This is a genomic window from Streptomyces sp. ATexAB-D23, from assembly GCF_000373645.1.
Lineage (GTDB): Bacteria > Actinomycetota > Actinomycetes > Streptomycetales > Streptomycetaceae > Streptomyces > Streptomyces castrisilvae.
Window position 1 is genome coordinate 75,743 of the sequence record NZ_KB892002.1, and the last position, 18,348, is coordinate 94,090.

The following is an 18,348-nucleotide window of genomic DNA, read 5'->3' on the forward strand; positions in this document are numbered from 1 at the left end:
CTAGATAGCGATTTGATCTGCATAATCAACCTCATGATCGGCGGTTAGCCAAACCGGGAAGCCCATGTTTCAATTTGGATAGCGAAGGTCGCGATGGAGGTTCGATGGCGAGCGAGAAGGCCGAGGGTGGCGAAGTGCCGCTGCTCTACAGCGAAGGCAACGTGGCGGGCCGCGTGGCCCTGGAGCGCGAAGTCAGAGGGTGGAGCACGACCGAGCTGGCCGAGCGCGTGACCAGAGCGGGCGTGAAGATGAACCAGACGGCCGTGTGGCGCATCGAGAACGGCTCACCCCGCCGCCGGATCAACCTCGATGAGGCGCTCGCCTTCTCCCGCGTCTTCGAGCTGCCCCTCGAAGAGCTCATGTCACCGCCCTTGGAAGGGCTCGACATCGACAGCCGACGGCTTGTCCAGGAAGCCGTAGAAGCGTTCTACGAAACTCGCGATGCCCGCGACCGCCTGCACCGCGCCGTGGTCGCCGTCGCCGACCACATCAAGGCACACCCCGACAGCTCACGCGCGATCAACGAACAGTGCCTCCGCCTCATGGGCGACGAGCGGGATGCTCGCACCCTCACCAGCGACATCGAGGACGGCGGCCACTACTGACAACAAGCACAAAGGAGAAGCCACTTGGCGAACATCCAGAAGCGTCCCACCGGCAAATGGCGTGCCCGATACCGCGACCTCGACGGCAAGGAACACGCCCGCCACTTCGACCGCAAGATCGACGCCCAGCGCTGGCTCGACGAGGTCACGACCAGCGTGGTCACCGGGCAGTACGTCGACCCGCGTTCGGCGAAGAAGCCCTTCAAGGAGTACGCGGAGGAGTGGCGGGCCAGCCAGCCGCACCGGCCGTCGACGGCCAAGGCCGTAGCCCAGCACCTCCGTTGCTACGCCTACCCCGTCTGGGAGAAGCGGGCACTCGGCGCGATCAAGCCCGGTGACGTGCAGAGCTGGATCACCAGCCTGACGACCACCCACAAGCTCGCCGCGAGCACATCCCGCACCGTCTTCAACACGGTCAACGCCGTCTTCCGGGCGGCCGTCCGTGACCGGATGATCCCCCACAACCCGTGCGCCGAGGCGAAGCTGCCCTCGGTGCCACGGAAGAAGATCGTGCCGCTGGCCGTCGAGCAGGTGCGGACGCTGGCCGAGGAGATGCCCGGCCGCTACAGGGGCCTGGTCGTGCTGGGCGCATGCACGGGGCTCCGCCCCGGCGAACTCTTCGACCTCCAGCTCCGGCACGTGGACCTGCTGCACGCCACCGTCTCGGTCGGGCAGCAGGTCCAGCAGACCGCCAAGCACGGCGTGTACGTCTGCCCGCCCAAGACCGCTCGATCAGACCGAACGGTCCCGCTCCCCCGCACAGCGGTGGATGCGATGAAGGCCCACCTGCGGGACTTCCCCGCCGATGGGCCCGAGAGCTGGATCTTCACGGCGCCGCAGGGCGGGCCCGTGGTCTACACGCACTTCATGGACGGGTCCTGGCGGCCCGCCTGCGCGAAGGCCGGTATAGCGAAGGGCACCGGACCCCACGCCCTCCGGCACCACTACGCCAGCCTGCTGATCAAGCACGGCGAGTCCGTGAAGACGGTCTCCGAGCGCCTCGGCCACACCAATGCGGCCATGACCCTGAACATCTACACCCACCTGTGGCCCGACTCCGAGGAGCGGACCCGGGCCGCCGTCGACAAGGCGTACGCGGACCGGTCCGCCGACGCCCAGCCGCAGCTCGACGAAGCGGCGTAACCGCTCCTCCGCGTGCCGGAGTCATCCAGCACGCTGCGGACTCCGTGCGGACCACAAAGGCCGCCCAACCCACTCCGTCGCAGGTCAGACGGCCTTTCGCCGAACGTATTAGACGTTGAAGCGGAACTCCACCACGTCCCCGTCCTGCATCACGTAGTCCTTGCCCTCCATGCGGGCCTTGCCCTTGGCGCGGGCCTCGGCGACCGAGCCGGCTTCTACCAGGTCGTCGAAGGAGATGATCTCGGCCTTGATGAAGCCCTTCTGGAAGTCGGTGTGGATGACACCGGCCGCCTCGGGGGCCGTGGCGCCCTTCTTGATGGTCCAGGCGCGGGTTTCCTTCGGGCCTGCCGTGAGGTAGGTCTGGAGGCCCAGGGTGTCGAAGCCGACGCGGCCGAGGGTGGCGAGGCCGGGTTCTTCCTGGCCCATGGACTGGAGGAGTTCCAGGGCCTCGTCGTCGTCGAGCTCGATCAGCTCGGACTCGATCTTGGCGTTCAGGAAGATGGCCTCGGCGGGGGCGACCAGGGCGCGCTGTTCGTTCTTGAAGTCCTCGTCGACCAGCTCGTCCTCATCGACGTTGAACACGTAGAGGAACGGCTTGGTGGTGAGGAGGTGCAGCTCGTGGAGGAGGCGGCCCTTCTCCGTGGAGGCCGTGATGCCGGCGTGGAAGAGGGTGTCGCCCGCTTCGAGGATCTTCTGGGCCTCCTCGACCGCGGCCAGGACCGCGACCTTCTCCTTCTGGAGGCGGGACTCCTTCTGGAGGCGGGGGATGGCCTTCTCGACGGACTGGAGGTCGGCGAGGATCAGCTCGGTGTTGATCGTCTCGATGTCGTCCTTCGGCGAGACCTTGCCGTCGACGTGGACGACGTTCTCGTCCTTGAAGGCGCGGATGACCTGGCAGATCGCGTCCGACTCGCGGATGTTCGCGAGGAACTTGTTGCCCAGGCCCTCGCCCTCGCTCGCGCCGCGCACGATTCCGGCGATGTCCACGAAGTCGACCGTCGCCGGCAGCAGCTTCTGCGAGCCGAAGATCTTCGCCAGGACGTCCAGGCGGCGGTCCGGGACGCCGACCACGCCGACGTTCGGCTCGATCGTGGCGAACGGGTAGTTGGCCGCCAGCACGTCGTTCTTGGTCAGGGCGTTGAACAGGGTCGACTTGCCGACATTCGGCAGTCCGACGATTCCGATACTAGTACTCATGCCACAAACGTCCGCTCAGGATCAAGAAGGGTGGGGTCGGCCGCGACTCCAGGCACGCTCACCGGCTCCTCGTACGCACAGCAGCCCAAGCGCGCCATCGTCCACGTGCGCGTATCACGGTACAGGGACCGGGGGGTGTCTTGGACGGGGAGTTCTCCCTCGTACTCCGGATCCAGGCCTTCGGCCCGTGGTTGCCGACGCGATCGGACGACGCGGGCGCGAGACGCGGTCAGAACCAGTGCAGGCAGTGTGGGGAGCGGTCCGTCGCGAACAGCGCGTCCGCGACGGCGGCGGCGCCCGGGTGGTGGGCCCGGATGTGTCCGGCGCGTACGAGCGTGCTCGGGCTGGTGCCGCCGAGGTAGACCGCGCCCAGGTCGCGCACGTCCAGGGACAGGTCGGGCCGCCGGTCCGTGGGGACGCAGTCGGCCCTGCCGTCGCGGACGGTCAGCAGGTAGCGGCCGTGCTCGCCCAGGAAGGGGTCATCGACGTCCAGGACCAGCTCGCCGTCCGTGAACCAGCCGCGAGCGGTCAGCGCACGCGGGACGTCGAGAAGGCGCACCCAGAGCCAGTCGGTGTGGCCGCCGACCTCGCCGGCCCGGACGTCGGCGAGCTGCCAGCGCAGCGGGTGCTCGGGCGGGACGTGCCGGAACACGATCCGGGAGACCAGGTCGTGGCCGAGGGCGTACCGGGCCAGGGCCGTGAAGACCGCGTCGTCGGCGGCGATGGTCTCGTCGACCGTCAGGGTGCTCTGCTCGCCGACGGAGCCGAGGGAGTAGCTGGCGTACCCGTCCGCGGTGCCGTCGGCGTCCCGGTGGACGGCGACATAGCGCGGCGCCGGGGAGACGGGCGGCTGCCCCGCGCCCAGCGCCCACCAGCGGGGCGGCCGGGACAGTGCGCCGGGCTGGGCGCGGCGGTACCGGTCGTAGACGGCTTCCAGGATCTCGCCGCACTCGGCACGCCGCATGACCTCGACCGAACCATCGTCGGCCGCCGGCGCGAGCGCCCGGGGGGCGGCGAGGGCGGCCTTGTGGCGTTGCACCGTCAGCCGCGCGGTGGAGGTCGCCGGTCCGTAACCGAACCTGCCGTAGATCGGCGCCTCCGAGGCCAGCAGCACGGAGAGGAACTCGCCCCGGGCCCGCACCTCGGTGAGCTGGTGGCGCATCATCGCGCTGAGCACGCCGCGCCGCCGGTGCGAGGGCAGGACGCCGACGGCGGTCACTCCGGCGGCCGGGACGGGTATCCGGCCGGGCAGGGTGAGTTCGAAGGAGTACGCGGCGGCGGTGCCCACGGGCTTTCCGTCCGGTGCCACGGCGAGCAGGCCGCGTTCCATCTCCAGCGCCGACCACCAGCGCCCGCCCTCCGCGACCGGTGTCTCCGGGAACTGTCCGAACGCCCGGTGGACGGTGTCGACGAAGACGTCCAGGTCCTCATCGGTCGTGGAACGAATCCTCATCGCTGCCGTGCCTTCCTCGGAGTGGCTGGGTCGTTGGTGCCGGCCACAGGGCAGCGTAACCCTCTGGCCTGGGCGGACTGGGGGCGGCCGGGCCCCGGGCCGTACGGGCTACGCGGCGCCGGCCGGGCGCTGCGCGTGGCTGATGGTCACCGCTCCGCGAAAGCCACCCGGCGACATCGTCGACATCGTGTCGAGCGACGGGTCCGGTACCGGCAGGAGGTGGGCGTCGACCCAGGTGTCGCCCGTCGACGCGTTGGCCCAGGGGTCCTCGATCACGAGGGCGCCGGGCACGGCGCCGTGGCAGAGCACCCAGTGCGGCACGTCGAACCCCTGCATCGCGGCGAGCGAGAGCAGCAGCAGTACGTGCTCCCGCCGGCCGATCGCGTCCCGGATCGCGGTCAGGGACAGGTGGCGCGGGTCGACCGGGACGCCGGTGCGTTCGGCGTCCGTGCGTGAGGCGCTCTGGAGCAGGGCACGCCACTCCTGGTCGGCCGGAGGAAGGTGGTCGAGCATGACCGGGCGGTCCGTGTCGAGGTGGACCGTGACCCGGGACGACGGCCGGGCCCGGCGCACCGCGACGCCCAGGCCGACGGGCTCGCACGCCATGAAGTTGTTCGCGTCGCGCCACAGCGTCAGCTCCGCCCGGCGGTCGAGCGCCTCCTTCGGCAGGACGCCCGCGTGCGCCTGCGCGACCAGGGCGGTGACGGCGCCGCAGGTGAAGTGGGTGCTCTGCCCGTAGTACGGGGGCGCGGTCACCGCGTCGTCGTTCAGCCAGCGCACGTAACCGGCAGGCGGCCCTTCCGCGCCCTCCGACCGCGCGAGCGGCGGGTCCAGGGGGGTGAAGCCCACGGCGGCGGCGTCCTCGGGGGCGGCCGTCCAGCCTTCCCACTTCAGCTGTACGAGCCCCCGGCCGCGTGCGTGGGCGGTGACGGCTTCGACGGCCGCCCGTACGTCGCCGATCGCGTCGACGATCTTCAGATAGGCCGTGTCCGGGCGGGCCGTCACGAGCGCGGCGGCCGTCCACTCCCCGCCGTCGTCACCCGCGACGGCCACGAGGTGCGGGGCATGGGCGGAGCGGTCGACCGCTGCCCAGCGCTCCAGCACCTCGGGGTGGCCGAGGTGCGCCGGCGCGCTGCCGGGCTCGTACGGCACGACGACGCTCTTCACGGGCCGCACGGGCCCTTCCTGCTGGGACGACGGCATTCTCGGGTGCTCCTGACGGGAACGCGGGGCCGCGCGGACGCGGGGACGGGGGACGGGGGACGGGGGCGGGCCGGTGTGGGGTACGGGGACGAGCTCCTCAGCGACTGCGGTCATGCGCGGGACTGCCGGAGCACCCAGACGAAGTACGGCGCGCCGACCAGGGCGATCATGAGGCCCGCGGGCACCTGGGCGGGGGCGACGACCGTGCGGCCGAGCGCGTCCGCCACGCACACCAGCACCCCGCCGAGCAGCATCGCGACCGGGATCGCGCGGCCCTGCCGGGCGCCCACCAGCGAACGGGCGAGGTGCGGGGCGACGAGTCCGACGAAGCCGACGACGCCGACGGCGATCACGCTGAGCGCGGCGAGCACCGCGGCGACGGCCAGTGCGGTGAAGCGGGTGCGCTCCACCCGGACGCCGACGATGCGCGGGGTGTCCTCGTCGACGGCGAGCAGGTCGAGCCGCTCGCGCATGGACAGCAGCACGGGAAGGGCGAGCGCCAGGGCCACCGCGACCGGTACGACGTCGGAGAACGTACGGCCGTAGGTGGTGCCGGAGAGCCAGGTGAAGATGCGGGGCGTGTTGTACGGGTCGGCGCGCAGCAGGAGGAAGGTGGTCACGGCGCTGAGGCCGTACCCCGTGCCGATGCCGATCAGTACGAACCGGTCGGGCAGGAAGCCCCCGCGCCAGGCCAGCAGGGCGATCACCGCGAAGGTGGCGAGTGCCGCCGCGACGGCGACCGCGATGAGCACCGGCTGCCCGCCGCCGAGCCCCGAGGTGACGACGCCCGCCGCGCCCAGCCCGGCGCCCGCCGTGATGCCGAGCACGCCCGGCTCCGCGAGCGGGTTGCGTACCGTGCTCTGCACGACGCATCCGGCCAGTCCGAGCGCCGCGCCCGCGAGGACGGCGGCGGTCACCCGTGGCACCCGGTCGTCGAGCGCCGCCCCGATCAGGTCGGGGGCGGTGCCCTGGAACCAGAGGACGATGTCCCCGGTCCGCAGCCAGAGGCTCCCCGCCAGGACCGCCACGACGGCCGCCACCGCCAGCACGGCCACCGAGCCGGTCACGACGAGGAGGTAGGCGCGCAGGGACCGTGCGGCGACCCGTGCGCGCGGGGGCTGCTGGAGCCGGCCCGTGTCTCGCAGCCGCAGCGCGAGGACCACGATCACGACGGAGCCGAGCAGTGTGGTCGGCACACCGGTCGGGATGGAGGCCGCCCCGTCCGCCCCCTGCACCGCACGCAGGACCGCGTCCGCGAGCAGGATGAGCAGCGCGCCGACCAGGCCGGCCGCGGGGATCAGGAGCAGGTGCCCGCGCAGGGCGCGGACCCGCCCCGCGATCAGGCGGGCCAGGACGGGGGCGCCGAGACCGACGAAGGCCATCGGGCCCGCGAGGGTCACCGAGGTGCTGGTCAGGAGTACCGCGCACACCACGGCGATCACCCGGGTGCTGCGGATCGGCACGCCGAGGGTGGACGCGGTGTCGTCGCCCAGGTTCATCACGTCCAGCCGCCGGGACAGGGCCAGGGCGGCGCACAGCACCAGGACGATGAGGGGGACGGCGCGCAGGGACGCGTCGATGTTGAGCTGGGAGAGCGAGCCGCTCCCCCAGGCGTAGAGGCCGGTCGTGTTCTGCTTGAACAGGATGAGGAGCATCCCGGTCGCGGAGTCCAGGGCCATCGCCATCGCCGATCCGGCGAGGATGAGCCGGGTGCCGGAGGTGCCCGCGGCCCGGCCCGCGAGAAGCAGCACGAGCGCCGCCGCGGCCAGGCCGCCCGCGAAGGCCACGACGCCCGACGCCCACAGCGGGACGGCGAGGCCGAAGGCCGCGATGAGCGAGACGGCGAAGTAGGAGCCGGCCGAGACCGCGAGGGTGTCCGGCGAGGCGAGCGTGTTGTGCGTGACGGACTGGAGCAGGGTGCCGGCACAGCCGAGGGCGAAGCCCACCGCCACGCCCGCGAACAGGCGCGGCAGGCGGGAGCCGGTGAGGATCTCGCCGACCGGCGCGCCGTCCGCGCTCTCCGGTTTTCCGGCGAGGTGGCGCACCAGGTCGCCGACCCCGACGCCGGACGTCCCCTGGGTCAGGTGCCACAGGCCCACCAGGACGGTCGCGGCGAGGAGTACGGCCAGGACGGCCGCCCCGGCGGGGCCGCCGCCGCGCTCCGGGCGCGGCGGCGCTGCCCCTTCGGGTGGCGCGGTGTCTACGGCGCTCACTTCTTGTCGAGCACGTCGACGTAGGCGTCGATCGCCTGCTCGTTGGAGCGCGGTCCGCCGGCGCCCCACACCCGTGCCGGGAACGCGTGGGCGCGGCCTTCCTTGACGGCCGGGAGGGTCTTCCAGATCGGGTTCTTCTCGATCGCCTCGACGTATCCGCCGGCGCCTTCGTCGTTGGCGTAGAAGAGGTTGGCGTTGCCCACCGCGACGAGTCCCTCGACGTCCGTCTGCGCGAGGCCGTAGGCGGGGTCGACGCCCCCGTCACCGTGTTCCTTGTTGACGCTGTTGGTCCACGCGGGCTTCAGGCCGAGTTCCTTGCCTATCTCGGTGAAGAGGGCGCCGTCGCTGTAGGGGCGGACGGTGAGGTTGCTGCCCTCCAGCCAGCCGTCGAAGAACACGAAGTCCTTCGTCGGCAGGTCGGCGTCGGTGACCTGCTGCTTGGCCTTTGCGAGGTGCTCGTCGAACTCCTTGAGCACCTGGTCGGCCCGCTCGGTGCGGCCCGTCGCCTCGCCGATCATGCTGAACACCTCGCGCATGTTCCCGATCGGGTCCTTGGGGTTCGCCCCGCGCGTGGCCATGACGGGGACGCCCCGCTTCTCCAGCTTCTTGATCGTCTCGTCCTTGGCGTCGAACGCCTCCACGACGATGAGGTCCGGCTTGGCCGCGTAGAGGGTGTCGAGGTCGGGCTCCTCACGGGTGCCGATGTCGGTCACGCCGCCGGGCAGCTTCTCCGCGCTGACCCAGGTGCTGTACCCCTTCACGTCGGAGACGGCGGTGGGGGTGACGCAGAGCGTCAGCGCGTCCTCGACCTGCTGCCATTCCAGGACCGCGATGCGCTTGGCGGGCTTGTCGAGCTTCACCTGCCGGCCGACGCCGTCCTTGAAGGAGACCGGTCCCGTCGAGGTGGTCGTGGTGTCCTGGGCGCAGTCCTTCGACGCGGGGGACGGTTCGGCGCTGCTCTTGGCCGTGATCTTGTCGGCGTCGGTCGTACCGCAGGACGTGAGGGCGAAGAGGGCGAGCCCGGTCGAGGCTGCTGCGGCCGTCAGGCGACTGGCACGGTTCATGAGGGGTCTTCTTCTTTCTCGGACTCGGATGGTTCGGCGGAGCGGCGGGCGGGCCGCTCCGGAAAGGGGGGCCGTCCTCTTCAGGAGAGGTGGCGCCCGAGTGGGTCGATGCGCAGCCGGCCGGTGCGCGGGTCGATGCCGGCTTCGACCCGGATGTCGTAGACCTCGCCGATGTTCTCGGCGGTGAGTACGTCGACGGGTGCGCCGGCCGCGTGCACCCGGCCGGCGCGCATGAGGACCAGCGTGTCCGCGATCCGGGACGCCTGGTCGAGGTCGTGCAGCACGATCCCGACCGCGATGCCGTGTTTCTCCACGAGGTCCCGCACCAGGTCGAGCGTCTCGAACTGGTACCGCAGGTCCAGGTGGTTGGTCGGCTCGTCCAGCAGCACGACGCCGGTGTCCTGGGCGAGGCAGGCCGCGAGCCAGACGCGCTGCATCTCCCCGCCGGAGAGTTCCCCGACCAGCCGGCCCGCCATGTCCCGTACTCCGGTGACGCCCATGGCGCGGTCGACGGCGGCGGTGTCCTCGGCGGTCGGTCCGGCGAAGCCGCGCCGGTAGGGGTGGCGGCCGAACGCCACGACCTCCGCGACCGTCAGCCCCTGGGGTGCGGGCCTGGACTGGGAGAACAGGGTGACCTCGCGGGCGAACTCGCGGGGGCTGAGCAGGGCCGCGTCCCGCTCGGCCGCCCCGTCCGGGCCGCCGAGCGTCACCCGGCCGCCGTCCACCTGGTGCAGCCGGGACAGGGCCCGCAGCAGCGTGGACTTCCCGCTGCCGTTCGGCCCCACCAGGGCGGTCACCCGGCCGGGTTCCAGGGCGACGGAGACACCGTGGACGACCGGTTCGCCGCCGTAGCGCAGCACCAGGTCGCGCCCGTCGAGCGAGGCCGACCGGGCGGCGGCGGGGCCGGCCGGGAGTCTTCCGGTACGCCGGAAAAGGCTTGTGAACATGATGAGGTCCGGGTGATCGGAGGGGCGCTGACCGCGGCACCCCGCCCGGCGTTCACCGGCCGGGCCGCACGCTTTCCCGCACGCGGGCAGCACGGTGCGCGGCGAGCAACAACTAAGGGTTACCTAACTTCGAGAAGAGTATATTCCACTTGTCATGTCGACAATCAGGCGTTCTCGCCACCCGATACGGGATTCCGGACATCCCCGGGCGCCGCGTCGGCGGCGCCGAAGAACGCGCCCGGCGTCGTTCCCATGACGCGCCTGAAGGCGGCGATGAAGGAGCTGGGCTGCGCGTAGCCGAGGCGCTCGGAGACCGACATCACATCGAAGCCGTCGGAGAGGAGCGTCAGCGCCCGGTGCACTCGCAGCATCTGCCGCCACTGCGCGAAGGAGAGGCCCGTCGTCCGGCGGAACGCGCGGGTGACCGTACGCTCGCTGCTCCCCAGCCACCGCGCCCACTCCTCCAGGGAGCGGCAGTCGGCGGGATCGTTCAGCAGGGCTTCGGCGACGGCGTCGATCCGGGGGTCGCCGGGCAGCTGCAAGGCGAGCTGGTGCTCCGAGGGCCGGATCACGTCGAACACGACGGCCTCCGCCCGCAGCCGGGCCGCCTCGTCGAGGTCCGTACGCGACAGATGGGCCAGCAGCGATACGAGCAGCGGCGTCATCGCGATCGCTTTCGGCTCCGCGAACGCGAACGGCGTGCGGTCGGGGGTGAAGAAGGCGTCGTGGAACCGCGCGCCCTCCGTCGCCCGGCCCGCGTGCACCACTCCGGCGGGCATCCACAGCCCCTGCCCCTCGAACACGGTGAAGACGCGGTCCCCCACGCGGGAGGTCAGCGTCCCCCCGCGCACCCAGACCAGCTCGTGCAGACGATGGGAGTGCGAGGCCCACTCCGTGGGGGCGGGGACGATCCGGAACTCCGCGACGACGGCACCGGAGGCCGCCGGCTGCTCCGGGAGTGTCCCGGCCCGCCGCATCACCGTGCCCGCCTCGCGTCGCCACATCCCGGGGTTCACCTCACCACGGGACGATCCGGCCATGCTCACGAGTCTAGGCGGCCGTCCCGATCCGGTTCCCGTTGCGCCGTGTGGCATCGAACTCATCGCCAAGGTCGGCCAAAGCGCGTGTCCCGCACCTGGTTCCGCCCTCCCGGCGACCTACGTTGTCCCGGTGGAGCAGCACAGGACACGTCCCCCGCAGCGCAGGCAGACCCGGCAGGCCCAGCTGTCCCCGCTCGGGGCGGCGAGGGGGGCCAGGAAGGCCGGCGGCACGGGTGCCCTCGGCTACCGGGTGATGAGCGCGCCCGCCGGGCGCGACGGCCGGGCGGTGTCCCCCGCCGTGACCGCCCTGCGCCGGCTGCCCAATCCCCGGCTCACCGGCATCGGCGCCGGGCTGTTCGCGGCTGCCGTCATGTTCCTGCTCGGCTGCCTGGACCAGCTGCTGTTCGACGGGTCCGCGGCGGTGTTCGGTGTGCTCTTCCTGCCGGTCAGCGCCCTGACCGCGTTCTGGGTGCGGCCGGCCGACCTGGTGACGGCGCCAATCGGCGTGCCCATCGCCTTCGCCGTCGGGATCGTCCCCATCTCGGGTGGCACCGGTGGCCTCGGCGGCCGGACCATGGCCGTCGTCACCGCCCTCGCGGTCCACGCCGGCTGGCTGTACGGGGGCACCCTCGTCGCCGGCCTCATCGCGACCGTACGCAAGGTGCGGCTGATGCGGGCCCGGCAGCGGCGGATGCTGCTGGCCGCGCGGACCGCCCGGCCCGCCGCGCAGTCCCCTTCACCGGCACCGGCTCCGCGCCCGGCCGGGCGCGCCCCCCGCCGCCCGTCCCAGCGCTGAGCGCACGGCCACCGGACCGCATGCCCCGCCCGTCCGCCGGCTCAGCTGCTCGCCGCCGCCATCGCCGCGCCCACGATGCCCGCGTTGTTCTGAAGCTCCGCCGGCACCATCTCGGCCCGTACGTGCTCGATCAGCGGCAGGAACTTGTCGGCCTTTCGGCTGATCCCGCCGCCGACGATGAACAGCTCGGGCGAGAACAGCATCTCCACGTGGGCCAGATACTTCTGCACCCGGCGCGCCCAGTGCTGCCAGCCCAGGTCCTCGTCCTCCTTGGCCTTCGTGGAGGCGCGCTTCTCGGCGTCGTGGCCGTGCAGCTCCAGGTGGCCCAGCTCGGTGTTGGGTACGAGCCTGCCGTCGATGAAGAGCGCGCTGCCGATGCCCGTACCGAAGGTCAGCACGATCACCGTGCCCTTGCGGCCCCGGCCCGCGCCGAAGGTCATCTCGGCGACGCCCGCCGCGTCCGCGTCGTTCAGCACGGTGACGGGCAGGCCCAGCTTGTCGCCGAGGAGGGTGCGGGCGTCCAGGTCGATCCAGCCCTTGTCGACATTGGCCGCGGTGCGGGTCAGACCGCCGGTGACCACGCCCGGAAAGGTGATGCCGACCGGGCCCTTCCAGTCGAAGTGGCCGACGACCTCAGCCACGCACCCGGCCACGTCACCGGGTGTGGCCGGGTGCGGTGTCAGTACCTTGTGGCGCTCCTGCGCCAGGTCTCCGCGGTCCAGGTCCACGGGAGCGCCCTTGATCCCGGATCCGCCGATGTCCACGCCGAAGATCTCCATGTGATCCACGGTACGGGCACCAGGCCGCGCCCACTTCCGGAACGGCCGACGCGGAGGGGGGCTACTCGCCCTTCAGGGCCGCCGCCTCCGCGCGCAGGTCGCGGCGCAGTTCCTTCGGGAGCGAGAAGACGATCGACTCCTCGGCCGCCTTCACGATCTCGACGTCCTCGAAACCCCGCTCGGCCAGCCACGCCAGCACCCCGTCGACCAGTACCTCGGGCACGGAGGCGCCGGAGGTGACGCCGACCGTGGAGACGCCGTCGAGCCAGGCCTCGTCGATCTCGTCGGCGCCGTCGACCAGGTGGGAGGCGCCCGCGCCCGCGCCGAGGGCGACCTCGACCAGGCGGACGGAGTTCGACGAGTTCTTCGAGCCGACGACGATCACCAGGTCGGCGTCCGCGCCCATCTGCTTCACCGCGATCTGGCGGTTCTGCGTGGCGTAGCAGATGTCGTCGCTCGGGGGCGAGATGAGCAGCGGGAACTTCTCCTTGAGCGCGCCGACCGTCTCCATCGTCTCGTCCACCGAGAGGGTGGTCTGGGAGAGCCAGACCACCTTCGACGGGTCGCGGACCTCGACGTTCGAGACGTCGTCGGGGCCGTCGACCAGGGTGATGTGCTCGGGGGCCTCGCCGGAGGTGCCGATGACCTCCTCGTGGCCCTCGTGGCCGATCAGGAGGATGTCGAAGTCGTCCTGCGCGAAGCGGACGGCCTCCTTGTGGACCTTGGTGACCAGGGGGCAGGTCGCGTCGATGGTGGCGAGCTTCCGCTCGGCCGCCTCCTGGTGCACGGTCGGGGCGACGCCGTGCGCGGAGAACATCACGATCGAGCCCTCGGGGACCTCCGCCGTCTCCTCGACGAAGATCGCGCCCTTCTTCTCCAGGGTCTGCACGACGTACTTGTTGTGGACGATCTCGTGGCGCACGTAGACCGGGGAGCCGTACTGCTCCAGGGCCTTCTCCACGGCGATCACGGCACGGTCCACGCCCGCGCAGTAGCCACGCGGAGCGGCGAGGAGGACGCGTCGGGGAGTCGTAGCAGTCATGCGTCCCATCGTAAGGCCGTACCGGACGGGCGCGGGGGGCGGTGGGTCGGGAGACTGATCTTGACACCGACTACGGAGGGCTCATGGCCGGCAGCGGTACGGATTCCGGCAGTGCTGCGGGCGGCGCGGACGGCGGCGGCTCCACGGAGCAGGCGCGGCTGCGGCGGACGCTCGGGTTTCGGGACCTGGTGGTCTACGGGCTGCTCTTCATCGCCCCGATGGCCCCCGTCGGCGTGTTCGGGACGCTCGACGCGAAGTCGGACGGCGCGGTCGCGCTGGTGTACGTGGTGGCGACCGTCGTCATGGCCTTCACCGCCTTCAGTTACGCGCAGATGGTGCGGGTCGCCCCGCTGGCCGGTTCGGTGTTCGCGTACGCCCGCAAGGGGCTCGGCGAGGGACCGGGGTTCATCGCCGGGTGGATGGCGATGCTGGACTATCTGCTGATCCCGGCCGTGGCCTACCTCTTCTCCGGGATCGCGATGAACTCACTGGTGCCCGGGGTCTCCCGGTGGGTGTGGACGGCGCTCGCGGTGGTCCTGACGACTCTGCTCAACCTGTGGGGCGTACGGGCGGCGGCCCGGGTCGGTTTCGCGGTGCTGGCGATGGAGATCGTGGTGCTGCTGGTGTTCCTGGGGTCCGCCGTGGTGGTGCTGGTCCGGGACGGGGCGCAGCGCGGCTGGCTGACGCCGCTCACCGGGGACTCCGCCTTCTCCACGACGGCGGTGCTGGGCGCGGTGTCCGTGGCGGTCCTCTCGTACCTCGGTTTCGACGCCATCGCGACGTTCGCGGAGGAGGTGACGGGCGGTTCGGCGAAGGTGGCGCGGGCGCTGCTGTTCTGCCTGGTGCTCGCGGGCACGCTGTTCGTGGCGCAGGCGTATCTGGCCGCCCTGCTGGAGCCGATGACCTCGGCGGAGCTGGTCGCCGATCCGGTGGCCCAGGGCTCGGCCTTCTACGACACGGTGGACTCCGCGGTCGGCACCTGGCTGCACGATCTGGTGGCCGTGAGCAAGGCGATCGGGGCGGCGTTCGCGGCGCTGGCGGGGCAGGCGGCGGCGGGGCGGCTGCTGTTCGCGATGGCCCGCGAGCGGAGGCTGCCGACGCTGCTGTCCCGGGTCGATCCGCGCTCCGGCGTGCCCCGGATCGCGATCCTGATCGCCGCCGTCGTGACGCTGGTGGCGGCGGTGTGGGCGGCCCGGCGCGACGACGGGCTCGACCATCTGGTCTCGGTCGTGGACGTCGGGGCGCTGACGGCGTTCGTCCTGCTGCACGCGTCGGTGGTCGGCTGGTTCGTGGTGCGGCGGATGGAGGGGCCGCCGAGCTGGTGGCGGCACGTGCTGGTGCCGGTGGTCGGCGCGGGGGCGCTGATCGCGGTGATCGTGGAGGCGACCGGGAGCGCCCAGGTGGTGGGCGCCTGCTGGTTCGGGGTGGGGCTCGTGGTGCTCCTCGCGCAGCGGGGAAGGCGGCGGGAGGCTGTCTAGGTGTTCTGTCCGGCGGCGGTGCGTTGTCGGTCCCGGCCGTTACGCTCGCTCGCATGGCTCTGAACACTTCTCCGGAAGCCCCGCTGCCCGTCGGTGACGTGTCGCGGCTGATCGGCGGCTGGATCGACCGGCTCGGCGCGGTCTGGGTCGAGGGCCAGATCACCCAGCTGTCCAGGCGGCCGGGGGCCGGTGTGGTGTTCCTGACGCTGCGCGACCCGTCGCACGACATCTCGGTGAGCGTGACGTGCTTCCGGCAGGTCTTCGACCGGATCGCCGATGTGGTGTCGGAGGGGGCGCGGGTCGTCGTCCTGGCCAAGCCGGAGTGGTACGCGCCCCGGGGGCAGCTTTCGCTGCGGGCGACGGAGATACGGCCGGTCGGCATCGGCGAGCTGCTGGTGCGGCTGGAGCAGCTGAAGAAGTCGCTGGCCGCCGAGGGCCTGTTCGCCCTCGACCGCAAGCGGCCGCTGCCCTTCCTGCCCCAGCTGATCGGCCTGGTCTGCGGCCGGGCGTCGGCGGCCGAGCGCGATGTGCTGGAGAACGCCCGCCGCCGGTGGCCCGCCGTCCGCTTCGAGGTCCGCAACACGGCCGTGCAGGGGGTGCACGCGGTCAGCCAGGTCGCGCGGGCCGTCAAGGAGCTGGACGGCATCCCGGAGGTCGACGTCATCGTCGTGGCGCGGGGCGGCGGCAGCGTCGAGGACCTGCTGCCGTTCTCGGACGAGGAGCTGATCCGTACGGTCGCGGCCTGTCGTACGCCGGTGGTCTCGGCGATCGGGCACGAGCCGGACTCCCCGCTGCTGGACCTGGTCGCGGACGTACGGGCGTCCACGCCCACGGACGCGGCGAAGAAGATCGTGCCCGACGTGGGCGAGGAGCTGGACCGGGTGCGGCAGCTGCGGGACCGGGCGCTGCGGACGGTACGGGGGCTGCTCGACCGGGAGGAGCGGGGCCTGGCCCACGCGCTGGGACGGCCCTGCATGGAGCATCCGCGGCGGATGGTGGACGAGCGCGCGGCGGAGGTCGACGCGCTGGCCGGGCGTTCCCGCCGGGTGCTGGGCCATCTGCTGGACCGGGCGGACTCGGAGCTGGCCCACACCCGCGCCCGGGTCCTCGCGCTGTCGCCCGCCGCGACCCTGGAGCGCGGCTACGCGGTGCTCCAGCGCGCCGACGGGCACGTGGTCCGGGACCCGGGGGACGCGGGCGCGGCCGGGGAGACGCTGCGGGCGCGGGTGTCGGGGGGCGAGTTCGCGGTGCGGGTCGCCGAGTGAGAGCCCCCGGGACCGACCGACGTACCGACCGATGTACCGGCCGACACCGGCCGGCTGAAGCCGACGCATGCCGACGCATAGGGTGAATCACATGACGGACGACGGGACGGCGAGCGCCGCCGCGACGGGCACGCTCGGTTACGAGCAGGCGCGCGACGAGCTGATCGAGGTGGTGCGCCGGCTGGAGGCGGGCGGGACCTCACTGGAGGACTCCCTCGCGCTCTGGGAGCGCGGCGAGGAGCTGGCGAAGGTCTGCCGGCACTGGCTGGAGGGCGCGCGCGCCCGGCTGGACGCGGCCCTGGCGGGCCCGGCCGGCGGGGAGGGCGACGGCGGACCCGGCGGCTCGACGGCGGCCGACGCGGGCTGAGGCCTGGGCGGGGCCCGGCGCGGCGTGGCGACGCTTAGTGGTGCGCGGCGCGGCGGGGGCGACGCCTGGTGGTGCGCGGCGGGGCGTGGTGAGGCGGGGCGCGGGCTCTCCGGCGGCCGGTTCGGGGCGGGTCCGGCGCGGGGCCGGTAGGGCGTGGCGGGGACTCTACGACGGCCGGTTCAGGGTGAGACCGACGCGACGGCCCGCGTGGCGTGGCGCGTCTTATTCCGGCTGGGCGAGGTGAGTCTCCCCACTTCCGATTTAGTTGAACATTAACGCACTTTCGCCGTACGGTGATCGTCGTCGCTCGATCCCCCGTGGTCGTGTCCCGATCCCCCGCGTACGTCCGGAAGGTAATACCCACGATGTCCCTCGTTCTTGACCCCGCCGCCCAGGACCTCCTCTTCCGCGAGGCCCGCACCGCCAACACGTTCACCGACGAGCCGGTGACCGAGGAGCAGGTCCAGGCCATCTACGACCTGGTCAAGTACGGCCCGACCGCCTTCAACCAGTCGCCGCTGCGCGTCGTGCTGGTCCGCTCGGACGAGGCCCGCGCCCGCCTCGTGACGCACATGGCCGAGGGCAACCAGCCCAAGACCTCGACCGCCCCGCTGGTCGCGATCCTGGCCGCCGACAACGAGTTCCACGAGGAGCTGCCGGCCCTGCTGCCGCACTTCCCGCAGGCCAAGGAGATGTTCTTCTCCGAGCGCCCGGCCCGTGAGTCGGCCGCCTCGCTGAACGCCGCCCTCCAGGCCGCCTACTTCATCATCGGCGTCCGCGCCGCCGGCCTGGCCGCCGGCCCGATGACCGGCTTCGACGCCGCGGGCATCGAGAAGGAGTTCCTGGACGGCGACCACAAGCTCCTGATGGTCGTCAACATCGGCAAGCCGGGCGAGGACGCCTGGTTCCCGCGCCTGCCGCGCCTCGCGTACGACGAGGTCGTCAAGACCGTCTGAGTTCCGCCGCCCACGGGGGCGGACGACGGTACGGGGAGGGTCCCGGAGCAATCGCGCTCCGGGACCCTCCCCGTACTCATGCGCGCGAGGGCCCCGCGCACACCCGTGTCACGACGCCCGCGCGTCCGCGAGTTCCCTCTCGAATCCGGACAGCAGCGCGTCGAGCGCGAAGTCGAAGCGGGCGTCGGCCGTGTCCCCGCCCGCCTCCCGGGCGGCGCGGACCATCAGCGGATACGACTGGGCGTCGAACGAGGCCAGACTGCCGGCCCCGTCGATGTTGCCCACCTGCGCGGCGGCGTGCCCGACGACGAAGCTGGTCAGCGAGTAGATGATGTCCAGGGTCCTCGGCAGCCGGAAACCCGCCTCGTACAACATCCCCACCACGGCCTCGATCATCCCCAGGTTGTGGGGGGTCATGGCGGCACGGGACAGCAGGAGCGGCACGGCGTTCGGATGGGCGCCGAGCGCGGCGGCCAGCGCGTGGGCGTAGGCGTCCAGGTCCTCCCGCCAGGTGGCGGCGCCGAATGCGGGCGGCACGGCCTCGGCGACGACCTGCTCGACCATCCCGTCCAGGAGCGCGCTCTTGTTCGGCACGTGGTGGTAGACGGTCATAGCCTCCACCCCCAGCTCGTCGCCGAGCCGCCGCATCGACAGCGCCTTCATCCCCTCCCGGTCGACAAGCCTCAGGGCCGCCTCCAGGACGGCCCGGCGAGTGAGCCCGGCACGCTGCCCGCGAGCCCTTCTGGCCGCCATGGCGCCTTCCCCTCTCGTACCGGACGACCCTCGACCGGATTGACGTT

The 18,348-nt window shown here is 72.1% G+C and carries 17 protein-coding genes; 7 read left to right on the plus strand and 10 right to left on the minus strand.

Translation table 11 applies throughout. The annotated features are described in order from the left end of the window. Nucleotides 1-104: 104 nt before the first annotated feature. Together B082_RS0102720 and B082_RS0102725 are read left to right on the plus strand one after the other, a co-directional pair. Nucleotides 105-605: a helix-turn-helix transcriptional regulator gene (locus tag B082_RS0102720; protein ID WP_018550280.1), complete on the plus strand. Its 501-nt coding sequence runs from the start codon at nucleotides 105-107 to the stop codon at nucleotides 603-605. 24 nt (nucleotides 606-629) lie between these two features. Beyond that, nucleotides 630-1,748 (plus strand): tyrosine-type recombinase/integrase, encoded by a 1,119-nt coding sequence (locus B082_RS0102725; RefSeq protein WP_018550281.1) that lies wholly within the window; start codon nucleotides 630-632, stop codon nucleotides 1,746-1,748. A gap of 108 nt (nucleotides 1,749-1,856) precedes the next feature. On the opposite strand, the gene ychF is transcribed toward B082_RS0102725, so the two are convergent. From ychF to B082_RS0102760, 7 genes are all read right to left on the minus strand, one after another. Then, nucleotides 1,857-2,945 (minus strand): redox-regulated ATPase YchF, encoded by a 1,089-nt coding sequence (gene ychF / locus B082_RS0102730; RefSeq protein WP_018550282.1) that lies wholly within the window; start codon nucleotides 2,943-2,945, stop codon nucleotides 1,857-1,859. A gap of 229 nt (nucleotides 2,946-3,174) precedes the next feature. Then, the gene (locus B082_RS0102735) at nucleotides 3,175-4,398 is read right to left on the minus strand and encodes a GNAT family N-acetyltransferase (protein WP_018550283.1); all 1,224 of its coding nucleotides are present in this window, start codon (nucleotides 4,396-4,398) and stop codon (nucleotides 3,175-3,177) included. 108 nt (nucleotides 4,399-4,506) lie between these two features. Further along, the gene (locus B082_RS0102740) at nucleotides 4,507-5,601 is read right to left on the minus strand and encodes a peptidase C39 family protein (protein ID WP_018550284.1); all 1,095 of its coding nucleotides are present in this window, start codon (nucleotides 5,599-5,601) and stop codon (nucleotides 4,507-4,509) included. 110 nt (nucleotides 5,602-5,711) lie between these two features. Next, nucleotides 5,712-7,814: an iron ABC transporter permease gene (locus B082_RS0102745; RefSeq protein WP_018550285.1), complete on the minus strand. Its 2,103-nt coding sequence runs from the start codon at nucleotides 7,812-7,814 to the stop codon at nucleotides 5,712-5,714. Continuing rightward, nucleotides 7,811-8,878, minus strand: a complete 1,068-nt coding sequence (locus B082_RS0102750) for an iron-siderophore ABC transporter substrate-binding protein (RefSeq protein WP_018550286.1) — start codon at nucleotides 8,876-8,878, stop codon at nucleotides 7,811-7,813. The genes B082_RS0102745 and B082_RS0102750 overlap by 4 nt, the downstream gene beginning before the upstream one ends. A gap of 80 nt (nucleotides 8,879-8,958) precedes the next feature. Next, nucleotides 8,959-9,825: an ABC transporter ATP-binding protein gene (locus tag B082_RS0102755; protein ID WP_018550287.1), complete on the minus strand. Its 867-nt coding sequence runs from the start codon at nucleotides 9,823-9,825 to the stop codon at nucleotides 8,959-8,961. Nucleotides 9,826-9,989: 164 nt separating this feature from the next. Next, nucleotides 9,990-10,865 carry a helix-turn-helix domain-containing protein gene (locus B082_RS0102760; protein ID WP_026249363.1) on the minus strand — a complete coding sequence of 292 codons (876 nt, stop codon included), beginning with the start codon at nucleotides 10,863-10,865 and terminating at the stop codon, nucleotides 9,990-9,992. 253 nt (nucleotides 10,866-11,118) lie between these two features. Here B082_RS0102760 and B082_RS0102765 point away from each other — a divergent pair, with 253 nt between their 5' ends. Further along, nucleotides 11,119-11,661 (plus strand): DUF6542 domain-containing protein, encoded by a 543-nt coding sequence (locus tag B082_RS0102765; protein WP_018550289.1) that lies wholly within the window; start codon nucleotides 11,119-11,121, stop codon nucleotides 11,659-11,661. Nucleotides 11,662-11,702: 41 nt separating this feature from the next. On the opposite strand, the gene ppgK is transcribed toward B082_RS0102765, so the two are convergent. Both ppgK and B082_RS0102775 read right to left on the minus strand, forming a co-directional pair. Next, entirely contained in the window at nucleotides 11,703-12,440 is a 738-nt protein-coding gene (gene ppgK, locus B082_RS0102770; RefSeq protein ID WP_018550290.1) for a polyphosphate--glucose phosphotransferase, read from the minus strand. Nucleotides 12,441-12,501: 61 nt separating this feature from the next. Then, a complete protein-coding gene (locus B082_RS0102775) occupies nucleotides 12,502-13,491 on the minus strand; it encodes a 4-hydroxy-3-methylbut-2-enyl diphosphate reductase (protein WP_199783748.1) in 990 nt (329 codons plus the stop codon). A gap of 74 nt (nucleotides 13,492-13,565) precedes the next feature. On the opposite strand from B082_RS0102775, the gene B082_RS0102780 reads away from it, so the two are divergent. The 4 genes from B082_RS0102780 to B082_RS0102795 all read left to right on the plus strand — a co-directional run bounded on the left by B082_RS0102780 (nucleotide 13,566) and on the right by B082_RS0102795 (nucleotide 17,548). Further along, on the plus strand, nucleotides 13,566-14,960 hold the full coding sequence (locus tag B082_RS0102780; RefSeq protein WP_018550292.1) for an APC family permease: 1,395 nt from the start codon (nucleotides 13,566-13,568) through the stop codon (nucleotides 14,958-14,960). A 53-nt stretch (nucleotides 14,961-15,013) separates the two neighbouring features. Further along, complete coding sequence (xseA, locus tag B082_RS0102785) at nucleotides 15,014-16,225, plus strand: exodeoxyribonuclease VII large subunit (RefSeq protein ID WP_026249365.1); 1,212 nt, start codon at nucleotides 15,014-15,016, stop codon at nucleotides 16,223-16,225. 91 nt (nucleotides 16,226-16,316) lie between these two features. Continuing rightward, entirely contained in the window at nucleotides 16,317-16,592 is a 276-nt protein-coding gene (locus tag B082_RS0102790; RefSeq protein WP_018550294.1) for an exodeoxyribonuclease VII small subunit, read from the plus strand. 365 nt (nucleotides 16,593-16,957) lie between these two features. Further along, entirely contained in the window at nucleotides 16,958-17,548 is a 591-nt protein-coding gene (locus B082_RS0102795) for a malonic semialdehyde reductase (RefSeq protein WP_018550295.1), read from the plus strand. A gap of 108 nt (nucleotides 17,549-17,656) precedes the next feature. Here the strand turns inward: B082_RS0102795 and B082_RS0102800 are convergent, their stop codons facing one another. Further along, the gene (locus B082_RS0102800; RefSeq protein ID WP_026249366.1) at nucleotides 17,657-18,301 is read right to left on the minus strand and encodes a TetR/AcrR family transcriptional regulator C-terminal domain-containing protein; all 645 of its coding nucleotides are present in this window, start codon (nucleotides 18,299-18,301) and stop codon (nucleotides 17,657-17,659) included. Between the last annotated feature and the right edge of the window lie 47 nt (nucleotides 18,302-18,348).